This window comes from Stenotrophomonas sp. Ker107b (assembly GCF_053847245.1).
This window is the reverse complement of the sequence record NZ_JBSPHX010000001.1, coordinates 1,681,279-1,703,440: the sequence shown is the minus strand read 5'-3', so window position 1 is coordinate 1,703,440 and position 22,162 is coordinate 1,681,279. Positions and strand designations below refer to the sequence as shown.

Sequence of the window (22,162 nt, the reverse complement as noted above, 5' to 3'; positions counted from 1 at the left end):
TTACAGGGTGGTGCACTGCCGCCAGCGGACCGGCTCATCCACGCCGGGGCGTGGGTTGAGCTGGATGCGCACCGTGCGCAGCGCCGGGTAGCGGGTCACTTCCTCGCAGATGAGCGGCCAGATCGTGTCGATCTCGCCGGTGCGGTTGATCGCCAGCGTCTGGCGGGTCAGCCAGATGCCACTGGCCACGCCGGGGTGGGTGGCGACCTTGCGCGACAATTCCTGCTGATAGCGGTCCAGCGTGGCGTTGTCCGGGTTCGCTTCCATTGCAGGCAAGGCGGCGTCGGCAGCGCGATTTTCAGCGGTCCCAGGGGCTGCCGGGGCTGGCGTCGCAGCCGCAGTGGGCCGTGCGTCGGCCGTGGCCGGTGCTTGCGCTGCGGCAGATGTGGCGGCAGCGGGCTCGGCCACCGTGGTTTCGTCCTCGGCCCACTCCTTTTCCAGCCCGGCGGTCAGCGAGCCCAGCCCGACCATCAGGCCCAACGTCGCCGCGCCCAGTGCCGCGATCGAGATACGGCGGAGGGCCTCGCCACGGGCACCGGCCTCGACACGGGCTTCCATGTCGCCCGGCAGGTAGGGCTTCAGCAACGGCCACAGCAGCGGGCCATCGAGGACCTCGACGCTCTGTTTTTCAGCAGCGATGCGACCATCGCGCTCAACCTTGCCTTCGGTGATCAGGATGCCGCCACGGGCACCGGCCAGGCGCGCGGCGGCGCCCAGTTCGTTCACGGCCGCCGTGCCGATCCGGTAGGCGCGGCCATGCTTGCAGGAGAGCAGCCAGCGCTGCGGACCGTCGTGCATCAGGAAATCGCTGCGCGGCTCCCGGCTGTCTGCCGTCTCGTCCGGCACATCCTGCAGGCCGCGTCGCTCGTGCATCGCCCGCCGGACGATCAGGGAAAACTCGCGCCAGTGCATCCCTGCCAGGGCGTTCAGGCCGAGCTGGGTCTCCTTCTGCTTCCGTTTGATCAGCCAGAAGTAGGCCGTGGCCAGGAACCAGACAATGAGGGCCAACAGCAGGGCCAGAATCCAGGAGAGCATGCAGGGGGATATGAACAGGGAAGTGCGATAGACAGTTTATATGCGCCTTTGCACGTCTGCGGCGCGTCGTTTTCGCACTTGCCGTGTGTCCGGCGATCACGTCGGTGACGGCCGTCTCACTTTGCGGGGCCTTGCGGTAGCAGCGCCCACAAAAAACCCGCCAATCCAGAGCCGTGAGGGGAGGGAACAAACGGCGGTGGAAGCGATTGGCGGGTCGGTTTCGATTGTCAACAAAGTGGTGCTGCTTTGCAACAATCGATGGGGCGGTCAGGCGTCGGAGGTCGGCGACTGGTGAGTGCCCGGGGACGGCGCACCGGACGGCGAGGCATTGCGGGCCTCGGCACGGTTGACCCGGGTGTTGAGCGCGTCGATCCGGGCATTGAGCGCGGCGACGTCCTCGGCGGTCGGGATGTGCAGGCGCTTGAGTACGCCCTGGACCCGATCATCGAACGCCTTCTCGACCTTGTCCCAGGTGCCGCTGGCCTTTTCGCGGGCCTCGCCGAGGTGTTCCTCGACATTGTCGCGCCAGCGCGGCGTATCGCCGGTCTGTTCGCGGTTGCGGGCCTCGATGTTCTCGCCTTCCTTGACCAGGTTGTCGAACACACGGCTGCCTTCGGCTTGTGCGCGCCCGAAGGCGCCCAGGCCGGCCAGCCAGATCTGCTGGGCCGAATCGGTCAGCTTGCGCGAGAATCGCTCGGCCTGATCCTGCAGCGAAGGCTTCTCGCCGGGGATGCGATCGTCGAAATCGTTGGGTGCATTCATGGGGCGATCCCTTGGGTGGACACCCTTGGATCGTATGCATCGCCGGCTTCAAGCGATGTGATGGCCGGCGCCGTTGTGGCGCCGGGCCGGGCGTCGGTTCAGCCGAGCTTTTCCTTGAGCACGCGCTGGATCTCGCTTTCCACCATGCCCTTCATGGCCGAGAGCAGGAAGCCGAGCTTGGCGGTGACCTGCACCTGGCCAGGCTGCAGCGCGATCGCGCCATCCACACCGGAGCCGTTGAAGTTCAGCACGTCGCCGACCCAGTTCGATTGCAGGCCGAAACGTTCGGACAGTTTGGCGGCGACTTCTTCGATGGCTTTGCGCGCATTTTCGGCGGGCAGGGTGTGGGCGTGACGGATATCGATGGTGGACATGCGGGCTCCTGGCGGGCAACGGCGCGGATTTGGGCGTGCATTGTGCGCATCCTCAGGCACAACTCCAAGGTCTGCGTCACACTTCTTCTTCCCTGACATTCAACCTGCTAGGCTGCGCCGCGTGCAGAACCTGCTAGTTCACTTTACTCAACGCCAACATCCCGACCAGCCCCTGCGGCCCGGGGTGCAGCGCATCGTGCGTCATGCATCGGGCACCGTCCGGCTTGGCGATGACACGCCCGGCACCTTGTTGCTGGCCCAGTTCTGCCTGGACGACCGTGGCCTGTGGCTGCAAGTCGCCAACGGGATCCGTGGCATCCACGTCAACGGCCGGCCGGTGCGCCGGATGGCGCTGCTGCGCGCCGGCGACGCCGTTTACGCTGACGGCGTGGAGATGGTGGTGCAGGGCGATTGCGAGGCCGTCGTCCACGCGCCGCCGCGCAGCGATGAGGGCGGCGACGACCAGCGCCTGTTGCGCGGGGTCGGCGGCCAGCACCACGGGCGCAGCTTCACCCTGGATCGCCCGCGCGTGATCGGGCGGGGGCCGGAGGCGGACATCGTCATCGACGACCCTGCCTTCGCCGAACAGCACGCTCGTCTGGAGCAGCACGGGGAGCGCCTGCTGCTGCGCGACCTGGGCGCCGGCGAGTCGACGCGGGTCAATGGCGTCACCGTTCGCCATTGCTGGCTGCAGCCGGGCGACCAGCTGGTCTTCGATGCCCAGCATCGCTTCGTGCTCGAAGTCCCACACGACGGCCGCAAGCGCATCGTGATCGAAGAAGAGGACGACGGCTTCGACGCACGTCAGCGCCCGGAACCCGTGGCTGCGCCCAAGCGGGTGAGCCGCTGGCCGTGGCTGTTGGCCAGTGCGTTGCTGCTGGCCGCAGCGCTGAGCGGGCTGCTCTGGTTCGGGGCGCGGTAGTGCCGGCCGCTGGTCGGCAACCAGGCACGCCTCGGGTGGGCCATTAGATTCGTTTGCAACCAAATTCGCCTTGTCCTGCAAGGCCTAAAGGCTGGTGCGCTGCGGCATACTAGGGGTCTTGCCCCATAGGTGTGACATGACGCGCGCGTTCAATTTCAGTGCCGGCCCTGCAACGTTGCCGGAATCGGTCCTGCGCCAGGCGCAGGAAGAGATGTTGGAGTGGAACGGCGCGGGCGCCTCCATTGTCGAAATGAGCCACCGCGGCCCGGAGTTCATGGCCGTCGCCGCTCAGGCCGAGGCCGATCTGCGTCGCCTGATCGGCATCCCGGACGACTACGCGGTGCTGTTCCTGGCCGGTGGCGCGACCACCCAGCAGGCCCTGCTCGCACTCAACTTCGCCCAGCCCGGCCAGACCGTGGATTACGTGCTCACCGGGCACTGGGGCAAGACCGCGATCAAGCAGGTCAGCCCGTACGTCACGGTCAACGTCGCCGCGAGCAGCGAAGCCAATGGCTTCCATGACATCCCGGCGCGCGCCAGCTGGCAGCTCTCCGATGACGCGGCCTACGTGCACATCACCGCCAACGAAACCATCCACGGGGTGGAGTTCCGTGACACCCCGGACGTGGGCGCTGTGCCGCTGTTCGCCGATTTCAGCTCCTCGATCGCCAGCGAGCCGCTGGATGTCAGCAAGTACGGCTTGATCTATGCCGGCGCGCAGAAGAACCTCGGCCCGGTCGGCGTGTCGGTGGTGATCGTGCGCCGCGACCTGCTCGAGCGCAGCGGTCAACCGCGCGCGGACATCTTCGATTACCGCTCGCACGTCGCCCGCGATTCCATGCTCAACACCCCGCCGACCTGGAACTGGTACCTGGCCGGCCTGGTGTTCCAGTGGATGCTGGCCGAAGGCGGCGTGGAGGAATTCGCGCGCCGCAACGCGGTCAAGTCGGGCCTGATCTACGGGGCGATCGACCAGTCCGGCGGCTTCTACCGCAATGAGGTCGTGCCGGCCGCACGCTCGCGCATGAACATCCCCTTCTTCCTGCCCGACGACACGCTCAATGCGCGTTTCGTCAGTGAATCCAAAGCGGCCGGCCTGCTGGCGCTGAAGGGCCACAAGGCGGTCGGCGGCATCCGTGCCTCGCTGTACAACGCCCTGCCGGTGGAGGGCGCGCAGGCGCTGGCCGCCTTCATGCGCGATTTCCAGCAACGCAACGGCTGACGCATTCGTTTTTCCCGGGGCGCTCGCCGCCCCACTGCACTTGGAACACAGATGGCCACCAAACCCGCCAAGCCCAAGGCTGCCAAGCCGGCACCGACCCCGCCCAAGGCGGCTGCCCCCGCGAAGAAGGCCAAGGCCGCCAAGCGCGATGCCGCGCCGGCGGTTGCCGCGCCCGTGCTGTCGGATGTGCGCGCCAAGATCGACCATATCGACCGCAGCATCCAGGCGCTGATTGCCGAGCGCGCCAACTTCGCCCACCAGGTCGGCAAGGCCAAGGGCAAGCTCGCTGCCGCCGTGGATTACTACCGCCCCGAGCGCGAAGCGCAGGTGCTGCGCATGGTGGTGGACCGCAACGAGGGCCCGCTCAGCGATGAAGTGCTGGTCCACGTCTACCGCGAAATCATGTCCGCCTGCCTGGCCCAGCAGGAGCCGCTGAAGATCGGCTACCTCGGCCCTGAAGGCACCTTCAGCCAGCAGGCGGTACTCAAGCATTTCGGCCGCTCCGCGCTGGGCCTGCCACTGGCCAGCATCGAAGAAGTCTTCCAGGAAGTGGAAGCGGGCAACGCCGATTTCGGCGTGGTGCCGGTGGAGAACTCGGGGCAGGGCACCATCCAGATCACCCTGGACATGTTCCTGACCTCCAACCTGAAAATCTGCGGTGAAGTGGAACTGCGCGTGCAGCAGTACCTGATGTCGCGTAGCGGCCGGCTGGAGGATGTCGAGCGTGTCTACGGCCACCCGCAGTCGTTCATGCAGACCTCCTCGTGGCTGCGCGCCAACCTGCCCAAGGCCGAGAAGGTGCCGGTCTCCAGCAATGCCGAAGGCGCGCGCCGCGCCCGCAATGCCGATGATGCCGCCGCGATTGGTGGCGAGAGCGCCGGGCATGTGTACGGCCTTAAGAAGGTGGTGACCAAGCCGATCCAGAACGACGCGGACAACACCACGCGTTTCCTGGTCATCGGCCGCAACATCTTCCCGACCTCCGGCCATGACCGCACCTCGGTGCTGGTGTTCATCCACGACAAGCCCGGTGCGCTGTTCGACGTGCTCAGCCCGTTCGCGCGGCATGGCATCAGCATGAACCGGATCGAGTCGCGCCCCTCGCACAACGCCAAGTGGGAGTACGGCTTCTTCATCGATCTGGCCGGCCATGTCGACGACGAGGGGATGCAGGCGGCCCTGGCCGAACTGAAAGCCCACTCGGCGCAGATCAAGATCCTCGGCTCCTATCCGGTCGCCGTGCCCTGATCCGACCGGCGTAGCCGCCTCGCGCGCTGCGCCCGGCCCGGCGCCCCTAGGGGCGCTGCGGCCTCTCCCGTACACCGTTGCATCGCCGCCGCGGCGGCCCGCCCCCTAGGATTTCCGATGACCGCATCTCCGTACTGGATCGCCCACAAGGGCCAGCCCCTGCAGGGCAGCCTGACCATTCCCGGTGACAAGTCCGTCTCGCACCGCTCGGTGATGTTTGCCGCGCTGGCCGATGGCGTGTCGCGTATCGATGGCTTCCTGGAAGGCGAAGATACCCGCGCCACCGCGGCGATCTTTTCGCAGATGGGCGTGCGCATCGACACCCCGTCGCCCTCGCAGCGCATCGTGCACGGCGTCGGCGTGGATGGCCTGAAGGCACCGAGCACCCCGCTGGATTGCGGCAATGCCGGCACCGGCATGCGTCTGCTGGCTGGGCTGCTGGCTGCACAGCCCTTCGATTCGGTGATGGTCGGCGATGAATCGCTGTCGCGCCGTCCGATGCGCCGCGTGACCGGTCCGCTGGCCGAGATGGGCGCGAAGATCGATACCGAGGCTGACGGCACCCCGCCGCTGCGCGTGCATGGCGGCCAGGCGCTGCACGGCATCGCGTTCGCCTCGCCGGTGGCCAGCGCGCAGGTCAAATCCGCCGTGCTGCTGGCCGGTCTGTATGCCGATGGCGAAACGTCTGTCACCGAGCCGCACCCGACCCGCGATTACAGCGAACGCATGCTGCGCGCATTCGGCGTGGATATCGAGTTCTCCCCGGGCAAGGCACGCCTGCGTGGCGGCCAGCGGCTGCGCCCGACCGATATCGTGGTGCCGGCCGATTTCTCCTCGGCGGCGTTCTTCCTGGTGGCGGCGAGCGTGATCCCGGGTTCGGAACTGCGCCTGCGCGCGGTGGGCCTCAACCCGCGCCGTACCGGGCTGCTGGCCGCGCTGCGCCTGATGGGCGCGGACATCACCGAAGAAAACCATGCCGAGCAGGGTGGGGAAGCGGTGGCCGATCTGGTGGTGCGCTATGCACCGCTGCACGGTGCAGAGATTCCCGAAGCGCTGGTGCCGGACATGATCGATGAGTTCCCGGCCTTGTTCGTCGCGGCGGCCGCGGCGCAGGGCAACACGGTGGTGCGCGGTGCGGCCGAACTGCGGGTCAAGGAATCGGACCGTCTGGCTGCGATGGCAACCGGCCTGCGCACCCTGGGCGTGCAGGTGGATGAAACCGATGACGGCGCGACGATCCACGGCGGCGCCGTGCTTGGCAGCGGCACCATCGAGAGCCACGGCGATCACCGCATCGCGATGGCCTTCGCGATTGCCGGCCAGCTCAGCAGCGGCGAGGTGCGCGTCAATGACATTGCCAACGTAGCGACGTCCTTCCCGGACTTCGATGGCCTGGCGACCGGCGCCGGCTTCGGGCTTCGCGCTGGCTGAGGTAGCGCCGGGTTCGGTCCGGCTCCTTGCGGCACAAAAAAAAGGTTCTTCTCCCATCTGAGGGGAGAAGGCGCACGGCCGACCAGCTAGATTTGTAGTTGTCGAGAAAACAAACCGAGGCCGGCCGTGGCCAAGCTGGATTGTATGCCGTTGCTGGGAGGCTGGGCGGGGTATCGCCTGGATGGATGGCGCCGCGAGGCACGTGGCGGAGCCACGTGGCTGGTGCTTTCGCTGTTGCCTGATTCACGCCGCCGACGACGCTGCAGTGGCTGCGGCAAGTGGGTCGTGGCCATCCACGACCAGACGCTCCGGCGCATCCGTGACTTGCCGGTGTTCGACGAGCCGGTGGAGTTGGAAGTCCAGCGGCAGCGGCTGGCCTGTCCTCGCTGTGGGCCGAAACTGGAGCACTTGGATTGGCTGGAGCGGCATGCGCGGGTAACGCAACGGCTTGCGCAGAGCGTGGCACGCATGTGCGCCACCACCTCGATCCATGCCACCGCAAAGTGGCATGGTCTGGACTGGAAGACGGTCAAAGCGCTTGATTTCAGGCATCTGATGCAGACGCTGGGCCCAGTGGACCTATCGGGCGTACGCGTGATCGCGATGGACGAGTTTGCGATCCAGAAGGGGCATCGCTACGCCACCGTGGTCGTCGAGCCATCGCGCAAGCGCGTGCTCTGGGTCGGCCGAGGACGCAGCCGCGCTGACATCCGTCCCTTCTTTGAGCTACTCGGCAGGGTCGGTTGCGAACGCATCCAAGCCGTAGCAATGGACATGAATTCGGCCTTTGATGTGGAGGTCAAAGCCCAGTGCCCCAATGCTGAAGTGGTCTACGACCTCTTCCATGTCGTGGCCAAGTACGGGCGCGAAGTCATTGATCGGGTGCGGGTGGACGAGGCCAATCGCCTACGCACCGACAAGCCCGCGCGACGGGTGGTGAAGACCTCGCGCTGGCTCCTGCTGCGCAATCGGCAAAACGTCCCGGCCGAGCAGCGCGTCCAACTCGAGGAGCTGCTGGCCGCCAACAAAGCCCTGCTGACCACGTATCTGCTCAAAGACGACCTGAAGCAGCTGTGGCGCTACCGAAGCCAGAGCTGGGCGGAGAAGGCCTGGCGGTCATGGAAGCATCGCGCCCTGCGAAGCGGGCTGGAGCCGCTGCGCATCTTTGTCCGCCGTCTGCAGCCTTATCTCCCGGGCATCCTGGCCCACTGCCGATGGCCGCTCGGGACGAACCTGGTGGAAGGCATCAATAACAAGATCAAGGTCATCAAGCGCGTCGCCTACGGATACCGAGACGACGCGTATTTCTTCCTGAAGATCCGGGCGGCCTTCCCCGGAGTTGGGTGAAGAACCAAAAAAAATGCGGCACAAAAAAGGGAGGCCATTGGCCTCCCTTTTCGTTCCCGCGTCAGCGCATCACTTTAGCGCTCGGTACGGAAATCCACCGGCACGCGCACTACGCTGGCCACGGCGCGGCCATTGTTCATGGCCGGCTCGAACTTCCAGTCGCGCACGGTGGTCAGCACGGCGCGATCCAGATCGCGGTCACGCGTACCGGTACGCTGCACGATGCTGGCATCGGTCACCTGGCCACGCGTATCCACGTTGAGGCTGGCCACCACGCTGCCCTGCACGCCGCTACGCAGGGCAGTGCGCGGGTAGGCCGGCTTGGCGTTGCTTGCCAGCGGACGGGCCTCACGGTTGCGCACGGCCGGGGTTGCCTTGCGCTGCGCCGCGGCCGGGGCCGCCTGTTGCGCAGCCGGGGCGGGCGCGGTCGCCACGGGGGCAGTCTCGGTGGCCGGCAACATGCGCTGGCCCACTGGCGCGTCATTCGTATCGCCCGGGGTGGCATAGCGCAACCACACCAGCGCGGCGGCGAACATCGCCACGATCAACGCTACCCACAACCAGGGTGAGGAGCGGCGATGGCGGGGTTCATCGATCACGTCGCGCTGGTGCTGCGGCGAGTGGGGCATGTCCGGGGCATGGGTAACACTCATGGCTGACTCCTGGTGTCGATGTGACACCCGCAGTCTTGCCCGTGTGCGGTTGTGGATGTGTCAGCGCAACGTCAACGCGATGACTGCATTCCCATCGGGGTTCAGTTTGCTGAGCCGTTGCACAATCGCCGCACCCGGCGGCGATGAATCACTGCGGCGTGAAGTCGAACGGCACTTCCAGGCTGCCGGGCACTGGCACGCCATTGCTCTGCGCTGGCTGGAAACGCCAGCGACGCACCGCATCGGACGCCGCGCGGTCAAGATCGCGTGAACCGCTGCGCTGGATCAACGTCACGGCCGAGGGATAGCCGGTGGCATCCACATCCACGCGGACCACCACCGTGCCGCGGTCACCGCGGCGCAATGCCGCGGGCGGGTAGCTCGGCGGCGGCGACTGGTCGGCGATCGGCTGCGGGCGGTCGCTGGGCGCCATGGCCGTCGGCGCGGCAGGCGCGGCGGGTGCAGCCGGGGCGGCCGGCGGTGGCGGCGGGGCGGTTTCCACCAGCTGCGGCTTTTCCTCGTTGACCGGCGGGGCCTTGGCGTCGGGCATGTCGCTGGAGCCGGCGGCCGCGGCCAGCGGCTCGGGCAGCGGCACCACCTCGGCCACCTGGGCGGGGGTCTGCGCGGCCGGGTCGGCCTTGTAGAAGTCGTTGTTGCGGCTGCTCAGCCACACCACCAGGAACAGCAGCAGGCCCACGCCGAAGGCGATCGCGGCGATCACGAGGCTGCGGCGGGGCAGGTGGAAAGTGATGTTCTTGCCAGAAGTCGAGCGGGAAGCAGACATGGGGCATACCGTATGGATCACCGTGATTCTGCCACGCCCGGGATGAACCGGCGGCAGAAAAACGCATAACAGGCGATAATCCCCCTCCGAATCCGTAGACCCCTCTGCCGCCATGCTCGATCCAGCCCTGCTCCGCCAACAGCCCGCCGACCTTGCCGAACGCCTGCGCATCTCGCGCGGTTTCGAGCTGGATGTCTCCGGGCTGGAGTCGCTGGAAGCCGATCGCAAGCGCATCCAGGTACGCACGCAGGAGTTGCAGAGCCTGCGCAACAGCCGTTCCAAGGCCATCGGCCAGGCCAAGGCCAAGGGCGAAGATGTCTCGGCGATCATGGCCGAGGTGGCCGCGTTCGCCGATGAGCTGAAGGCCTCGGAAGTGGCCCTGGATGCGCTGCGCGAGAAGATTGAAGCGATCGCGCTGGGCATTCCGAACCTGCCCGCCGAGGATGTGCCGGCGGGCAAGGACGAGTCGGAGAATGTCGAGCAGAAGCGCTGGGGTACCCCGCGCGCGTTCGATTTCCCGGTGCTTGATCATGTAGAGCTGGGCGCCCGCAACCGTTGGCTGGATGGTGAGACCGCCGCCAAGCTGTCCGGCTCGCGCTTCACCGTGCTGCGTGGCCCGATTGCGCGCCTGCACCGTGCGCTGGCGCAGTTCATGCTCGATCTGCACACCGGCGAGCATGGCTATGAAGAAACCAATGTGCCGGCGCTGGTCAACGCCGAGTCGCTGCGCGGTACCAGCCAGCTGCCGAAGTTCGAGGACGATCTGTTCAAGACGGCCGTGGGCGAGTCCACGCGCTACCTGATTCCGACCTCGGAAGTGCCGCTGACTAACATCGTGCGCGATGACATCATCGATGCCGACCAGCTGCCGCTGCGCATGACCGCCCATTCGCTGTGCTTCCGTGCCGAAGCCGGCAGTGGCGGCCGCGACGTGCGCGGCATGATCCGCCAGCATCAGTTCGAGAAGGTGGAGCTGGTCGCCGCGTGCACCCCGGCGCAGAGCGATGAAGAGCACCAGCGCATGACCCGCTGTGCGGAAGTCGTGCTGGAGAAACTCGGCCTGCCGTACCGCAAGGTGCTGCTGTGCACCGGCGACATGGGCTTCTCCGCGGTCAAGACCTACGACCTGGAAGTGTGGCTGCCCTCGCAGGACACCTACCGTGAGATCTCCTCGTGCTCCAACTGCGGTGATTTCCAGGCGCGCCGCATGCAGGCCCGCTGGCGCAACCCGGAAACCAGCAAGCCCGAGCTGCTGCACACGCTCAACGGCTCCGGCGTGGCGGTTGGCCGCGCGATGATCGCGGTGATGGAGAACTACCAGAACGCCGACGGCAGCATCACCGTGCCGGATGCGCTGAAGCCCTACATGGGCGGTGTCGAGATCATCGGTTGATCCAACGCCGTGACGCTTGAAAAAAACCCGCCGGAAGGCGGGTTTTTTGTTGGCGCTACCGGGGCGTCATCGGCGTCAACACGCCCAACGGCACCCAACCAGACGTATCACCACCCACCACCTCGCACCACACCCAGCCATTGAGCACGCGCTCACCCCGCACGAGCTGGCCCACGTCGACATCCAGTTCGCGCGCGCAATACGCCTCGGCTGCCACGGCATCGCCCCGTGCGTTCCTGCCGATCACCTGCGCGGGCACCCAGCCAGCGTCCTGCCCGGGCGTCTGGCACAGATACCAGTTGTCCCACCCTTCGGGCCCTTGATAACGCTCGCCGACCTGCAGTGCGTCGCCGGGGTGCAGAGTGATCGGGTGCGGGAATTCGCTGCGGTGCATTGCCGTGACGCGATAGTCCATGCGTATCTGGCCGGTTTGGAGGGGCGCTCAGCTTACCGGCGGATGCGATGGAATGACTGTGCTGAATACGACATCGCGGGCGCTTCCCAGAGGGCAGCACGGCATGTGGGAAATGGGAGTGCCGTCCTGTCGGTACAGCTGTCGTGACGAACGTCGCCGGGGACGGCGATGACCATCAAACACCTCGCGCACAACGCTGCCCGGTCCAGCACGTAGAGCGAGGCACGCAGCCGCCGACAGGTGCGCTGTGACCGCCGTCCATCTACGGCCAGACAACGCCAACAGACTTGTCGTCAACGTCAATCTTTCACAGGACACCCCAATGAATGCAGCGGCCACACCCACCCCGCCATCCAACCCTGCCGGTGCCGCCGCGTGGCTGCTGCTGATCATGGCCTGGCTGTGCTTCTTGATCCCGTTCCCGGGGCTCGGCATGTTCGTTGGCTGGCCACTCAACCTGGTCGCTTTCATCCTCGCTATCGTCGCGATGTCCAAGGGCGGCGCGTGGAAGGGCATCGTTCCGCTGGTGCTGTCGCTGATCGCGTCGCCGCTGATTTACTTCGTGGGCGGGGTGGTGTTTGCCGGCACGGTCAGCTCGATGAGCAGGTCAGCCGTTGAGCCGCTCGCGGAGCCGTCGCCTGCCGACGAGCGGAGTGACGGCGATATCAATATCGCGCAGGCCGATGCCGTGGAAGTCGGCGCGCGCCAACTGTATCTGGACTACCAGGCCAACGAGGTCGCGGCCGATGTCCTTTATAAAGGCAAGCAGCTGCTGATCACCGGCGAAGTGGCGGCCATCCAGACGGATTTCATGGACAAACCGCAGGTGCAGCTCAAGGCCGGAAGCAACGAGCAGGTGACAATCTCCGGCCTGTCGCGGGACGAGGCAGGGGCGCTCCACAAAGGGGACGCCGTGATCGCCGCCTGCACAGGCAACGGGATGCTGCTGAACTCACCGGTCGCGCGGGACTGCGAGCTTCGTTGATCGCAGGTAAAAAATGATGGCCCCGAGAGGGGCCATCAGCACGCACGCACACCGTCACGACGAGGGGGAGGGGGCGGTGTGGCGCGCGACAGCTCAGGCTGCGGCGAGTGCTTCCGGCTGCGGCAGTGCGGCCAGTGCCTGCGCAATCGCATCGCTCCGGTGCTGCGGCGAGTAGGCGATGCCCTCGGCCCGCACGAACTCGACGTTGTCGATGCCGAAGAAGGCGAACACCTGGCGCAGGTACGGATCCTGGAAATCGGTCGGGGCGCCGGTATGCAGGCCGCCGCGGCTGCTGGCCACGATCACGCGCTTGCCGCCGGCCAGGCCCACCGGGCCATTTTCGGTGTACTTGAAGGTGCGGCCGGCCACCGCCAGGCGGTCGATCCACGCCTTGAGGGTGGAGGCGACGCTGAAGTTGTACATTGGGGAGCCGATGACCACCACGTCGGCGGCCAGGAACTGCGCCAGCACCTGTTCGGCGTCGGCCACTTCGGCCGGGTCGGACTGGGCCAGGGACGAGCTGCGCAGATGGGCCACGGGCTGGGCGTCGAGGTCGCGGTAGCTCACTTCCAGGCCCGGCACCTGGTCGCGCCACTGCTGGACCACGGCGGCGGAGAGCTGGCGGGAAACCGAGTTGTCGCCAAGCACGCTGGCATCGATGTGAAGAAGCTTCATGGCAATCACCTGTTATCTGGGGAGGGGCGGGGCAAGGCGCCGCCGACGGAGATCAGGTTAGGTTGTTGCCTGTTTGGAATAAAGGTGGTTGAATACCACGTATTGTTCTATATCTGGAACTTCGGTATGCAAGACCTCAACGACCTCTACTACTTCGCCATGGTGGTCGATCATGGTGGCTTCGCCGCTGCAGAACGCGCGCTCGGCATCCCCAAATCCCGCCTGAGCCGCCGTATCAGCCAGCTGGAAACCGACCTGGGCGTGCGCCTGCTGCAGCGCTCCACGCGCCGCTTCGCGGTGACCGACGTCGGCACCAGCGTGCATCGCCACGCGCAGACCATGCTCGCCGAGGCCCAGGCCGCGCGTGAGGTGGTGGATCGCCTCAGCGCCGAGCCACGGGGCCTCGTACGCGCCAGCGTGCCGGTCTCTCTGGCGCAGATGCAGCTGCCCAAGCTGCTGCCGATCTTCCTGGCGCAGTACCCCAAGGTGCGGCTGCAGCTGAACATCAGCAACCGCCGCGTGGACATCATCAACGAAGGCTACGACGTCGCCCTGCGCGTGCGCTCGCGCCTGGATGACGATGGCAGCCTGGTAATGCGCAGCTTCGGCCAGGTGCAGGAACTGCTGGTGGCCAGCCCCAAATACCTCGATCGCGCCGGCCGCCCGAAAGACCCGGACGAGCTGACCAATCACGTCACCCTGAGCATCAGCGAAGACGAAGCCCGTCAGCGCTGGGAACTGCACGGCCCTGAAGGTGCGGTCCGCCGCGTGGACCTGCAGCCGCGCGTGGCCGGCTTCGATTTCCCACTGCTGCAGAGCATGGTCAAGGACGGTTTCGGCATCACCATGCTGCCGGAAACCGTCTGTGCCGACGCCGTGCGCAATGGGGAGCTGGAGGTGGTGCTGCCGGACTGGTCGCTGCCGCAGGGCATCTGCCACGCCGTGTTCGCCTCCCGCCGTGGCCTGCTGCCGGCGGTGCGCGTGTTCATCGACTTCCTGGCCGAGCACCTGCCGCCGCAGCTGGAGGCTTCGCGCCTGGACTGCGGTGGGGCATGCGAGCGGGCCAAGGAGAAGATCAAGGCCAGTGCATTGGGTGCCTTGGCGGTGGATGCGGGGTGAGCCGCGCGGGCTTGGGTAAACCGGGCCTGTCATGCGAGAATGCGGCCCCGGCCAAGCGCCGGACCGCACACCGGAGAGATGGCCGAGCGGTTTAAGGCACCGGTCTTGAAAACCGGCGAAGGGTCATTCCTTCCGTGGGTTCGAATCCCACTCTCTCCGCCAGATACGCAAAGCGCCCCGGAAGGGGCGTTTTGCGTATCTGGCGGAGAGAAAAGGGTGCCGAGGCCACGCGGGTTCGACGGATTCGCCGGGAGCGAATCCGGACAGCCGAATGGCTGGCCCTGTAGCGCGCAGCGCGGAAGGGTTGGGTGCATGGATGCACCCAACAATCCCAGGCCACCGATCGCTATCAGCACAAAGCGATCCTTCAGGGGCGTTTTGCGTATCTGGCGGAGAGAAAAGGGTGCCGAGGCCACGCGGGTTCGACGGATTCGCCGGGAGCGAATCCGGACAGCCGAATGGCTGGCCCTGTAGCGCGCAGCGCGGAAGGGTTGGGTGCATGGATGCACCCAACAATCCCAGGCCACCGATCGCTATTAGCACGGAGCGCCCCGGAAGGGGCGTTTTGCGTATCTGGTGGAGAGAAGAGGGTGCCGACGCCACGCGGGTTCGACGGATTCGCCCGGAGCGAATCCGGACAGCCGAATGGCTGGCCCTGGAGCGCAAAGCGCGGAAGGGTTGGGTGCATGCGTAAGCTCCCCCGTCAAGCAGACATTTCTAAAGTAGAGCTTCTGGTGTGAGCGGTACGGTACTCGACGGGGCTCATGCCGCTGAGCCAGTCATGTGGACGAATCTCGTTGCAATCGATCATCCACCAATGCGCTGCCTCGCGTACGTCCTCAAGGCGTGCGAAGAGGTGCTGATCCAACAACTCCTCACGGAACGTGCGGTTGAAGCGTTCGATGAAGGCATTCTGGTTGGGCTTGCCAGGTTGGATGTATCGCAGCGCCACGCCGCTGAGTTTGGCCCACTGGGTAAATGCTTCGCCCAGGAACTCAGGGCCATTGTCCGACCGTAGAACCTGCGGTAATCCGTGATCACGTTTGAGCTGCTCGAAAACGCGCACCAAGCGACCAGAGTTGAGTGATGTATCCACCTCAATATGCAGCACCTCGCGGTTGAAGTCGTCGACCACATTGAACGTTCGGGGTCGTTTGCCACAGGCCAACGCGTCACTCATGAAGTCCATCGACCAGACGGTATCTGGATGCCTGGGAACATACAGCGGCACCCGCTCGCGCTTTGGCAGACGGCGCTTGGCCGCTCTTCTCAGGTTGAGCTTCATCGCCTTGTATACCCGATAGATCCGCTTCGGATTCCAGTCCGGTCGCTTCTTGCGTAGTTGATCGCTGCACTTCCAGAAACCTCGACTGGGCCGCTCCTCGACCAGCCTGGCCAATGCCGAGATCAACTCCACATCGCGCACGGTCCAGTCCAGTGGCGGCGCATACCAGGCCGCACGAGACAAACCCACGTAACCGCACGACCGGCTCAGGGGGCGCGCGTGCACCTCGGTGAGGAAACGCACTGCCTCACGCTTCTGACCCGGCCCTACAGTTTTTCGCGATCAGGTCATTCAGCGCCGCGTTGTCCAGCGCCATTTCCGCATACATGCGTTTGAGCTTGGCGTTCTCAGCTTCGAGGTCCTTGACTCGACGAAGCTCGGACGCCTCAAGCCCGCCGTACTTGCTCTTCCACTGGTAATACGTCGCCGTGCTGATGCCGGCCTGGCGACATAGATCCTTCACCGCAAGCCCGGCATCGCCCTGCTTGAGGATCGTGATGATCTGCGTCTCGGTGAATTTTGATGTGCGCATGCAACCTCCTGGCTGGTTAACGATGCCAGAAAGTTCTACTTATCGGGTGTCTGGCTGCCGGGGGAGCTTACGCACTGCCCGCACCGACCCCGTTCGTCTCCTTCGGGTTAACTACTCTTGCGTATGTGAGCCATGGGAAGGAGTCTGTTCTTTGCCGTAGCGTAGATAAAACAATTTCCCAATTCGCAGCACGAACTGGCGCTGTGAGGTGGAAGCAACTGGCAGTCGCGCAAGGCCGGTCCTGCGCTCTAGCTTTCGGATTGCAAATCGTTTGAGCAACGAGCGCCAGCACGCCAGCAGGAACATGAAGGTCACCAATGCGGCTGCACCGAATGCAGTGCGCTGCACGGGCAGCGACTCCGTGAGTTCTTTTCGCTCGACCGGCAAGGTCCAGATCGCGCAAAGCACCGACAAGTTGTAGCGTGCTTCATCGTCAACGAAGGGCTCAATCTCAATCGGCTGAGTAAGAGCGGCGCATTCTCGCTGCGAGAAAGTAAGGTCCTTGTCACGGAAGATGCCGTGAGCAGTGCCCTCATCACCTTTTGTGGCCACCCGCAGAAGCGTGTCGGTGTCCTTAATGCGGATCAAAACCTCGCTGCTAAAGGCTCCCAACAGAAGGCATGCTGTCGCCAAGTAGAAGATCATGAGCGCGATGCTGCTCATCGCGTCTCCCCACTTGCCAGGCGACTTGTGCGGTTTGACTGCAAGTGCCTCACGATCAAATGCGCTGCCCGCCGCGCCAATGAGGTGAAGCGGCACGTTGTGCGTTTGCGCGCCCTTGATCATTGACTCGACTTCGGCCGTGGTATCCAGATGGATGCCGTAGATCATGCCGAAGGAAACAACGGCGGAGCGGTCAGAAATACTGTCTCGAATGGCGCCGTGCTCCACATCGTCGCGGCTGATGAAAAGCCGCATCAATCGATTTCGAAGCGGGTGAAGCGTTCCCGATATGTAGCAGAGAAAGAGTGCGGCGCAGGGCAGCGCCAGCAATGTCACGGCCGCTTCAAGCAGCGTGAACATCTCTTTCCAAGTCGCAGTCGTTTCCATTGTGCGTCCATGCAGTAGCGGTAGCTCGTTAGCGACTGCTGACGCGAAATCTTGAGGTGCAAGACAGGACGACAAGGGTCTGCAGGTCGGATAGATCTGCCAGCCACTGCTTGGGTCGCCACAAGGGTTAGTGGTTCGCTCTCAGGGCAGTGCTGAGGCCCATCTGACGGAGGTGCGCTCACTTCCCAGTAACTGGTGTTTTCCCTGATCGGATCTCATACCCAGTGCTTTCGAGCGTGCGAACCAAGTCAAGGTTTTGGTCATAGATGGCAACCATCGCCTCGGATGAAGCGATGATCTTGCCGCTGACCTCTTTCTTTCCGTCTCGCCAGAGCTCAGCAGAAGGAAGCTTGGCGCCGTCCTCGTTTTTGATCGCTTCGCGCTCTTTCAAGGCTTGATGATGCCCGGCCCGTTCACCAAGCCACCCAGGGATGAGGGCGAGAAGTGTGCCGATCAAAGTCATCGTTAACGCCACATAGAGCACGGCGGCGGATCCCACCATCGCTTTGACCGGCTCGCGGACCCAGAATGCTCGTGCTGCAAACCAATCGTGAAACGCTGTGCGTTGAACGGTGGGCAGGTTTGCGACAAAGATGGCTATAGTCATGCCACAGAACGCGTAGAAGACAAGGAGCCAAGGGATATCAGAGATCAGTTGGCTGCCTTGGAGCACGATGGCGTAGTAGCCCCGAACAACCTTCCAATCCGCCGTCTGTGGGAACAGGCCCTCTTGCACGCCCCAGTCATTGAGGTAAGTGCTGTATGCCACATGGCCGCATCCATGAAGAACAAATCCAAGCAGCGTGGCTAATGCCACCAGGCCGCCGGCAATGGTGGCCAGCGTCATCAATGCGCTGGGGCCTGACTTCTCAGTGGGGACAGATAGCTGAGCGGCAGGTGTCGCGGTAGTGTTCATTGGCATCCTTCCATGGAATAGCGAGACAGCGGTAGAGAGGTTCACAACGCGTCGCCTGCCATTACACATGGAGCGCTGTCAGCACGCATCCTAATGCGAGTAACTACAGGTTGGTGTTGCGCTCAACATAGCCGATGTTAAGGGCACATCCAATGACTTCGATTGTGAGTTCTTCCAACGAGGCAATCTCGATGACGCGAGCGATTTCGCCGGGGTGTCGCGGACCAACATTCAAGACGAAGACTCCTGCTGCAAGGCCAGCCTCGATCCCATCGCGAGCGTCTTCAATGACCACACAGTCCTTGGCGTCGAGTTCGAGCCGCTTGGCGCTGAGCTGAGCAAAACGGATTGGGCTTGCCAGGATTGGCATCCTCAGCGAAGACCGCTGTCGTCGGCAGTTGGAGCTCTGTTGCGTTCATACGATTTCGCGCAAGCTTTTGGTCGGCCGAGGTTACCTAGGCGACTAGAGACGGCGGAAGCGAGCGCAGTAGCCAGGCAGCGCCAGGGGGGGGGCAGCGATGCCTTCGACGTGATCTTCCTCGTAGCGCTCCAAGATCTTGGCTTCTTAGAGAGCCGCGTCTGCGTCGCCTATGTAGTGTCTGACAAGTCGTTGGTCTGCATTCCGTGAGCCCTTGCTCTTGCCTCCTCGTAGTCCAACCCGTGTTTGGCAGAGAACAAGCCAAGCACGTGCTCGACAAGGGTCCTGGACTCAATGAGAGTTCTGTTCATGTCTAGGGCGAGGGCGTTGCAGTGCAGTGCTGGCATCGGTGGATCCAGGCGGGGGAAACAATAGGATAGGCACGGACGACACTCCGGGTGAGCGCTTGCCAGACGCGTTTAATCGTTGGTGGCGAGCAAGCGACGTGGCGATGGTCCTCGTAGGACCTATCCTGTGGGAGCTTTGGGCTGGTTGCACCGGGGCCACCAGTTCCGGCATGCCAATGGTTGGGCATCATTGGAAACGAAGGTTTAACGGGCGTCAGGAGCCGGCCTTAATGGAGAGGGGATGCAGGGGCGTCGTTGGGGAGGCGGTGCGTTTACGGCACGGGGAGTTTTTCAGAAAATCCCTACGGCACGTTGCGTGGTTCGCCGACAGGCGTAACGTCCTCAGAGTAGGAGCGTACGCAACCCGCCAATACTTCACCCCTGCGGGGGTGGTGGCCGTCTCGCCGACGTGGTCGAACGCTAGCACGAAATGGTCGCCGTCCAGCAGCGCCACATGGCCGACCCAGTCGGGGCGTGCCTTGAACGTTTTGCGCGGGGCCTTGTCTGAATCCCGTTCGCGCTCGGCGCGATTGTGTTTGGTCGCGACCACGGCCCGCAACCGCAACCCTTCGCGGTAGGCCACGCCCAGGTGCTCCTTGAGCAAGTTCTTGCCCGCGCCGGTCCACCGCGCGAGCGAATCATCGTAGAACCACCGTCCGTCGCGCTCGACGATTTTGTGTTGCCAGAGGCTCACCACCACCTCTCGCGGATCAGCGGTGACCGCGGAAACCGCCCAACGCACGATTGACCAGCTGGGCGCCGTAGCTCTGGAACTTCCGTTCGATACCCATGTGCTCCCCCTTATGTGACGCAAGTATCGCAATGTGCCGTAGCGTCTTCCAGCGGCGACGCCGGGCTCACAGACACCGAGCTGGGCCCAAAGACGCTGCCCCCACGTTCGGCAAAGACCACGTCCTGGACCGCGTTGATCGCGGGTGGTTCACCTGAAGGGGCATTGATTTCCTTCGTTTCACTTCCTGAATACCGGGCTCTTTTCCCGGTTCTTGTCTTTGGTCAAAGCGATCCCCTTGCGGGTTTTTCGTGCAGGTGTATCCCAAACGTATGACGTTCGCGATGCGTGCGTCTGACACAGACCAACGATGCGAAAGGGGGAAACATGTTTATTGGGGACTGACGAAGCGGCTTGGCGTTGGCGTGGGTGCTCACCTTGGCGAGCTTGTCTTCATGAGCCGGCCACCCTACGTGCAGATGGCCGTTCGCGTGCCACGGGAGCTGAAAGACTGGCTGGAGCAGGTGGCAGTCCGGGAGGGGCTACGCGCCAGCGAACTAACGCGCCTGTTGCTTCACGAAGGCTTGGCGCGCCGTGCGGCGATCAATGGGCAGGGGTCTTCACGATCCGGTGGTTGAGCAGCGGCCGAGCAAAGTTGGCCGGCGTGGACTTGTCCAACGGTTGGGCGCGCACCTGGAATTGCCCACTCTCGCACAAGCTCAACAACTCCACTTCGTCGTAGATTTCGCGCTGACCATCTTTGGTGTTGCCCATCTTGGCCACCCGGAACGCCACGTTTCCCGTGGCTCGGTCCCTCATCCGCACCGGGACGATCACCCTTCCGTCGTGGCGAACCAGATGGAAGGCTCGGGCAAAACGGTGGTCGTTGGACGCCTTGGATGGCGAAATCGGCACTGGCGGCGTGGACGGCTGGATCAGTGCCGGCGCCAGGCAAGGCGGGGTTGGCAGGTGCTGCGCTGGGGCCTTGTGGCCCAACGCTTGGAGCGCCAGCTGTTTCTTGCGGCCGGGTTCGGTGGCAGCGTCACCGTAGATCCATGCTTGAAAAGTGCCGTTGGCTGGGCTGGGGTGCGAGGCAAACACCCACGTCCGGCCCTGGGCGCGAAAGGCCACGGCGTTGAGGTCTTGGAAGTCGTTGAACTGTTGGCGTATGAGCGCCTTGACCCCCTTCATGTAGGCATCGGTGGTCCCCAACAAGACCACGCGCTCCACGCTGTCAGGCAACGGGTCCAGGTGGCGCGCCACGCATGTTTTCATGGCTTCCAAAGGCAACGACGAACGCATGGCCTTGGGCATGATGGTGCCACTGCTGACTAGCTTGCCGTTCTCCATCACCGACAACCCACAGCGCACCAAGGAGGCGGCGCCCACGTGGCGACTTTCGGCGGTCAGGGCGTCGTTGATCGTTTGCCCACCCAGATCGACCCCAAGCTCGTGCAACACGGCTGCGAGGCGAGGGCGCATAGCACCTGCGAAGGCGACCCCGTCGAAGCTCCCATGTTGGGCGGCGGCAAATTGAGTGGCCCCCTTGGAAAATCCCAGGACCAAGGTTTTAGGGGCGCTGGTTCCCCAGTAGCCGGGATTGGCACGGAGGTGCCAGTCCCCCTCCACGCGCACATCAAGCCCTGGTGCATGGCATGCGCGGCACGCCTGCCAGCCGTGGTGAGTTGTCATGGGGGCCCCTGCATGATCCTTGAAGGCCCATACAGTTAAAGCACGTGCGAAAGGTATGCAAGAGCTTTTTGTCGGCTAAATGTGGCGGAAAAATGGGATGGCATGGGATGGCGTGCCATCGTGCGTGGCAGCACGGTGTGGAGTAGCCTGACACCATCATACGAAGGTCAATGGCATGGATGATCCGGCTGAGTTGAACATGGAAGCGTGGCCGGCTGAGGTGCCCTTCGTGCCCTACGTGGGCCGCGGCTACTTGAAGGGAGTTGAAGGGCGCCGCGTCTTGCTACTGGGCGAGTCCCATTACCGAGAGGCTGGGTGGACCGACGACCCGGTCATTACTCGTCCTTTCACTCGCGAAACATTTGGGGACATGGAGACTTGCGAGAGAAAAGGCGGTGGCAAGTTCTTTGGATGAGCTGGATCGCCTCCTGACAGGCCAAAGTAGCCCAAGTCTCGTGGATGCCGCTCAAGCTTGGCGGCAGGTGGCATTTTGCAACTTGTCCCAGCGCTTTGCCGGCACGAGAGCTGGACACCGTCCGTCTGGAACCGACTTCAACCAAGGGGGGCGAGTGCTGGTAGAGGTGGTCCTACCCATTCTCCAGCCAGACGTGATACTCGTTCTTGGGCGCACTGCTTGGCGAAGATTCGATCACGGGAAGCCGTCGGACCAGCCAAGCTTCCATGCGAGCCATGCCAACTCCGAGGGCAGGAGGCGGCGCTATCTGGAGGAGCGCCACGTATGGTCTCTCGATTACGGCAACGGATGGGCGTGGATGACTTGGGTCTACCATCCATCCTGGAACGTGGATCGCTGGGAAGATCGTGCC

At 64.2% G+C, this 22,162-nt stretch carries 21 protein-coding genes and 1 tRNA gene; 9 read left to right on the top strand and 13 right to left on the bottom strand.

Annotated elements, in window-relative coordinates; all coding sequences use genetic code 11:
* From ACWV8V_RS07770 to ACWV8V_RS07760, 3 genes are all read right to left on the bottom strand, one after another.
* On the bottom strand, nt 1-1,035 hold the full coding sequence (locus tag ACWV8V_RS07770) for a restriction endonuclease (RefSeq protein WP_455899389.1): 1,035 nt from the start codon (nt 1,033-1,035) through the stop codon (nt 1-3).
* 267 nt (nt 1,036-1,302) lie between these two features.
* Nucleotides 1,303-1,797 (bottom strand): phasin family protein, encoded by a 495-nt coding sequence (locus ACWV8V_RS07765; protein ID WP_123729623.1) that lies wholly within the window; start codon nt 1,795-1,797, stop codon nt 1,303-1,305.
* A 98-nt stretch (nt 1,798-1,895) separates the two neighbouring features.
* Nucleotides 1,896-2,171, bottom strand: a complete 276-nt coding sequence (locus ACWV8V_RS07760; protein WP_259261635.1) for a polyhydroxyalkanoic acid system family protein — start codon at nt 2,169-2,171, stop codon at nt 1,896-1,898.
* Nucleotides 2,172-2,292: 121 nt separating this feature from the next.
* On the opposite strand from ACWV8V_RS07760, the gene ACWV8V_RS07755 reads away from it, so the two are divergent.
* The 5 genes from ACWV8V_RS07755 (at nt 2,293) to ACWV8V_RS07735 (ending at nt 8,341) form a co-directional block, all read left to right on the top strand.
* Nucleotides 2,293-3,093 carry an FHA domain-containing protein gene (locus ACWV8V_RS07755; RefSeq protein ID WP_455899388.1) on the top strand — a complete coding sequence of 267 codons (801 nt, stop codon included), beginning with the start codon at nt 2,293-2,295 and terminating at the stop codon, nt 3,091-3,093.
* 136 nt (nt 3,094-3,229) lie between these two features.
* Entirely contained in the window at nt 3,230-4,315 is a 1,086-nt protein-coding gene (gene serC / locus ACWV8V_RS07750; protein WP_455899387.1) for a 3-phosphoserine/phosphohydroxythreonine transaminase, read from the top strand.
* A gap of 51 nt (nt 4,316-4,366) precedes the next feature.
* Nucleotides 4,367-5,563: a prephenate dehydratase gene (pheA, locus tag ACWV8V_RS07745; RefSeq protein ID WP_455899386.1), complete on the top strand. Its 1,197-nt coding sequence runs from the start codon at nt 4,367-4,369 to the stop codon at nt 5,561-5,563.
* Between the two features lie 117 nt (nt 5,564-5,680).
* Nucleotides 5,681-6,994 (top strand): 3-phosphoshikimate 1-carboxyvinyltransferase, encoded by a 1,314-nt coding sequence (gene aroA, locus ACWV8V_RS07740; RefSeq protein WP_455899385.1) that lies wholly within the window; start codon nt 5,681-5,683, stop codon nt 6,992-6,994.
* A 144-nt stretch (nt 6,995-7,138) separates the two neighbouring features.
* Nucleotides 7,139-8,341 carry an ISL3 family transposase gene (locus ACWV8V_RS07735; RefSeq protein ID WP_455899623.1) on the top strand — a complete coding sequence of 401 codons (1,203 nt, stop codon included), beginning with the start codon at nt 7,139-7,141 and terminating at the stop codon, nt 8,339-8,341.
* Between the two features lie 74 nt (nt 8,342-8,415).
* Here ACWV8V_RS07735 and ACWV8V_RS07730 read toward each other — a convergent pair whose 3' ends face one another.
* Both ACWV8V_RS07730 and ACWV8V_RS07725 read right to left on the bottom strand, forming a co-directional pair.
* The gene (locus ACWV8V_RS07730; protein ID WP_259261640.1) at nt 8,416-8,994 is read right to left on the bottom strand and encodes an energy transducer TonB; all 579 of its coding nucleotides are present in this window, start codon (nt 8,992-8,994) and stop codon (nt 8,416-8,418) included.
* Nucleotides 8,995-9,142: 148 nt separating this feature from the next.
* The gene (locus tag ACWV8V_RS07725; protein ID WP_259261641.1) at nt 9,143-9,778 is read right to left on the bottom strand and encodes an energy transducer TonB; all 636 of its coding nucleotides are present in this window, start codon (nt 9,776-9,778) and stop codon (nt 9,143-9,145) included.
* A 112-nt stretch (nt 9,779-9,890) separates the two neighbouring features.
* Between ACWV8V_RS07725 and serS the strand changes: the two genes are divergently transcribed.
* Entirely contained in the window at nt 9,891-11,171 is a 1,281-nt protein-coding gene (serS, locus tag ACWV8V_RS07720; RefSeq protein ID WP_455899384.1) for a serine--tRNA ligase, read from the top strand.
* A gap of 55 nt (nt 11,172-11,226) precedes the next feature.
* Here the strand turns inward: serS and ACWV8V_RS07715 are convergent, their stop codons facing one another.
* On the bottom strand, nt 11,227-11,586 hold the full coding sequence (locus tag ACWV8V_RS07715) for an SH3 domain-containing protein (protein ID WP_455899383.1): 360 nt from the start codon (nt 11,584-11,586) through the stop codon (nt 11,227-11,229).
* Nucleotides 11,587-11,908: 322 nt separating this feature from the next.
* Between ACWV8V_RS07715 and ACWV8V_RS07710 the strand changes: the two genes are divergently transcribed.
* A complete protein-coding gene (locus ACWV8V_RS07710) occupies nt 11,909-12,571 on the top strand; it encodes an OB-fold putative lipoprotein (protein ID WP_259261644.1) in 663 nt (220 codons plus the stop codon).
* Nucleotides 12,572-12,664: 93 nt separating this feature from the next.
* Here ACWV8V_RS07710 and ACWV8V_RS07705 read toward each other — a convergent pair whose 3' ends face one another.
* The gene (locus ACWV8V_RS07705) at nt 12,665-13,246 is read right to left on the bottom strand and encodes an FMN-dependent NADH-azoreductase (protein ID WP_259261645.1); all 582 of its coding nucleotides are present in this window, start codon (nt 13,244-13,246) and stop codon (nt 12,665-12,667) included.
* Nucleotides 13,247-13,372: 126 nt separating this feature from the next.
* Here ACWV8V_RS07705 and ACWV8V_RS07700 point away from each other — a divergent pair, with 126 nt between their 5' ends.
* A complete protein-coding gene (locus ACWV8V_RS07700) occupies nt 13,373-14,365 on the top strand; it encodes a LysR substrate-binding domain-containing protein (protein ID WP_019184298.1) in 993 nt (330 codons plus the stop codon).
* A gap of 72 nt (nt 14,366-14,437) precedes the next feature.
* Nucleotides 14,438-14,527: transfer RNA gene (locus ACWV8V_RS07695), tRNA-Ser, on the top strand.
* A gap of 541 nt (nt 14,528-15,068) precedes the next feature.
* Here ACWV8V_RS07695 and ACWV8V_RS07690 read toward each other — a convergent pair.
* From ACWV8V_RS07690 to ACWV8V_RS07665, 6 genes are all read right to left on the bottom strand, one after another.
* Nucleotides 15,069-16,182, bottom strand: a protein-coding gene (locus ACWV8V_RS07690; RefSeq protein WP_455899382.1) for an IS3 family transposase whose coding sequence is annotated in 2 segments (ribosomal slippage) — nt 15,069-15,930 and nt 15,929-16,182 — 1,116 coding nt in all. Because the reading frame shifts where the segments join, the coding sequence is not laid out codon by codon here.
* A gap of 111 nt (nt 16,183-16,293) precedes the next feature.
* The gene (locus ACWV8V_RS07685) at nt 16,294-17,205 is read right to left on the bottom strand and encodes a DUF6216 family protein (protein WP_455899381.1); all 912 of its coding nucleotides are present in this window, start codon (nt 17,203-17,205) and stop codon (nt 16,294-16,296) included.
* A gap of 205 nt (nt 17,206-17,410) precedes the next feature.
* Nucleotides 17,411-18,148: a hypothetical protein gene (locus ACWV8V_RS07680; protein WP_455899380.1), complete on the bottom strand. Its 738-nt coding sequence runs from the start codon at nt 18,146-18,148 to the stop codon at nt 17,411-17,413.
* Nucleotides 18,149-18,251: 103 nt separating this feature from the next.
* Entirely contained in the window at nt 18,252-18,518 is a 267-nt protein-coding gene (locus ACWV8V_RS07675) for a hypothetical protein (RefSeq protein WP_455899379.1), read from the bottom strand.
* 609 nt (nt 18,519-19,127) lie between these two features.
* Complete coding sequence (locus ACWV8V_RS07670; RefSeq protein WP_455899378.1) at nt 19,128-19,607, bottom strand: hypothetical protein; 480 nt, start codon at nt 19,605-19,607, stop codon at nt 19,128-19,130.
* Nucleotides 19,608-20,246: 639 nt separating this feature from the next.
* Nucleotides 20,247-21,335, bottom strand: a complete 1,089-nt coding sequence (locus ACWV8V_RS07665) for a hypothetical protein (RefSeq protein ID WP_455899377.1) — start codon at nt 21,333-21,335, stop codon at nt 20,247-20,249.
* Nucleotides 21,336-22,162 lie beyond the last annotated feature (827 nt).

Bases quoted from the DNA above. Each gene is read 5' to 3' on its own strand.
- ACWV8V_RS07770 (WP_455899389.1), bottom strand. From the start codon at position 1,035: ATGCTCTCCTGGATTCTGGCCCTGCTGTTGGCCCTCATTGTCTGGTTC.
- ACWV8V_RS07765 (WP_123729623.1), bottom strand. From the start codon at position 1,797: ATGAATGCACCCAACGATTTCGACGATCGCATCCCCGGCGAGAAGCCT.
- ACWV8V_RS07760 (WP_259261635.1), bottom strand. From the start codon at position 2,171: ATGTCCACCATCGATATCCGTCACGCCCACACCCTGCCCGCCGAAAAT.
- serC (WP_455899387.1), top strand. From the start codon at position 3,230: ATGACGCGCGCGTTCAATTTCAGTGCCGGCCCTGCAACGTTGCCGGAA.
- pheA (WP_455899386.1), top strand. From the start codon at position 4,367: ATGGCCACCAAACCCGCCAAGCCCAAGGCTGCCAAGCCGGCACCGACC.
- aroA (WP_455899385.1), top strand. From the start codon at position 5,681: ATGACCGCATCTCCGTACTGGATCGCCCACAAGGGCCAGCCCCTGCAG.
- ACWV8V_RS07735 (WP_455899623.1), top strand. From the start codon at position 7,139: ATGCCGTTGCTGGGAGGCTGGGCGGGGTATCGCCTGGATGGATGGCGC.
- ACWV8V_RS07730 (WP_259261640.1), bottom strand. From the start codon at position 8,994: ATGAGTGTTACCCATGCCCCGGACATGCCCCACTCGCCGCAGCACCAG.
- ACWV8V_RS07725 (WP_259261641.1), bottom strand. From the start codon at position 9,778: ATGTCTGCTTCCCGCTCGACTTCTGGCAAGAACATCACTTTCCACCTG.
- serS (WP_455899384.1), top strand. From the start codon at position 9,891: ATGCTCGATCCAGCCCTGCTCCGCCAACAGCCCGCCGACCTTGCCGAA.
- ACWV8V_RS07715 (WP_455899383.1), bottom strand. From the start codon at position 11,586: ATGGACTATCGCGTCACGGCAATGCACCGCAGCGAATTCCCGCACCCG.
- ACWV8V_RS07710 (WP_259261644.1), top strand. From the start codon at position 11,909: ATGAATGCAGCGGCCACACCCACCCCGCCATCCAACCCTGCCGGTGCC.
- ACWV8V_RS07705 (WP_259261645.1), bottom strand. From the start codon at position 13,246: ATGAAGCTTCTTCACATCGATGCCAGCGTGCTTGGCGACAACTCGGTT.
- ACWV8V_RS07700 (WP_019184298.1), top strand. From the start codon at position 13,373: ATGCAAGACCTCAACGACCTCTACTACTTCGCCATGGTGGTCGATCAT.
- ACWV8V_RS07685 (WP_455899381.1), bottom strand. From the start codon at position 17,205: ATGTTCACGCTGCTTGAAGCGGCCGTGACATTGCTGGCGCTGCCCTGC.
- ACWV8V_RS07680 (WP_455899380.1), bottom strand. From the start codon at position 18,148: ATGAACACTACCGCGACACCTGCCGCTCAGCTATCTGTCCCCACTGAG.
- ACWV8V_RS07675 (WP_455899379.1), bottom strand. From the start codon at position 18,518: ATGCCAATCCTGGCAAGCCCAATCCGTTTTGCTCAGCTCAGCGCCAAG.
- ACWV8V_RS07665 (WP_455899377.1), bottom strand. From the start codon at position 21,335: ATGACAACTCACCACGGCTGGCAGGCGTGCCGCGCATGCCATGCACCA.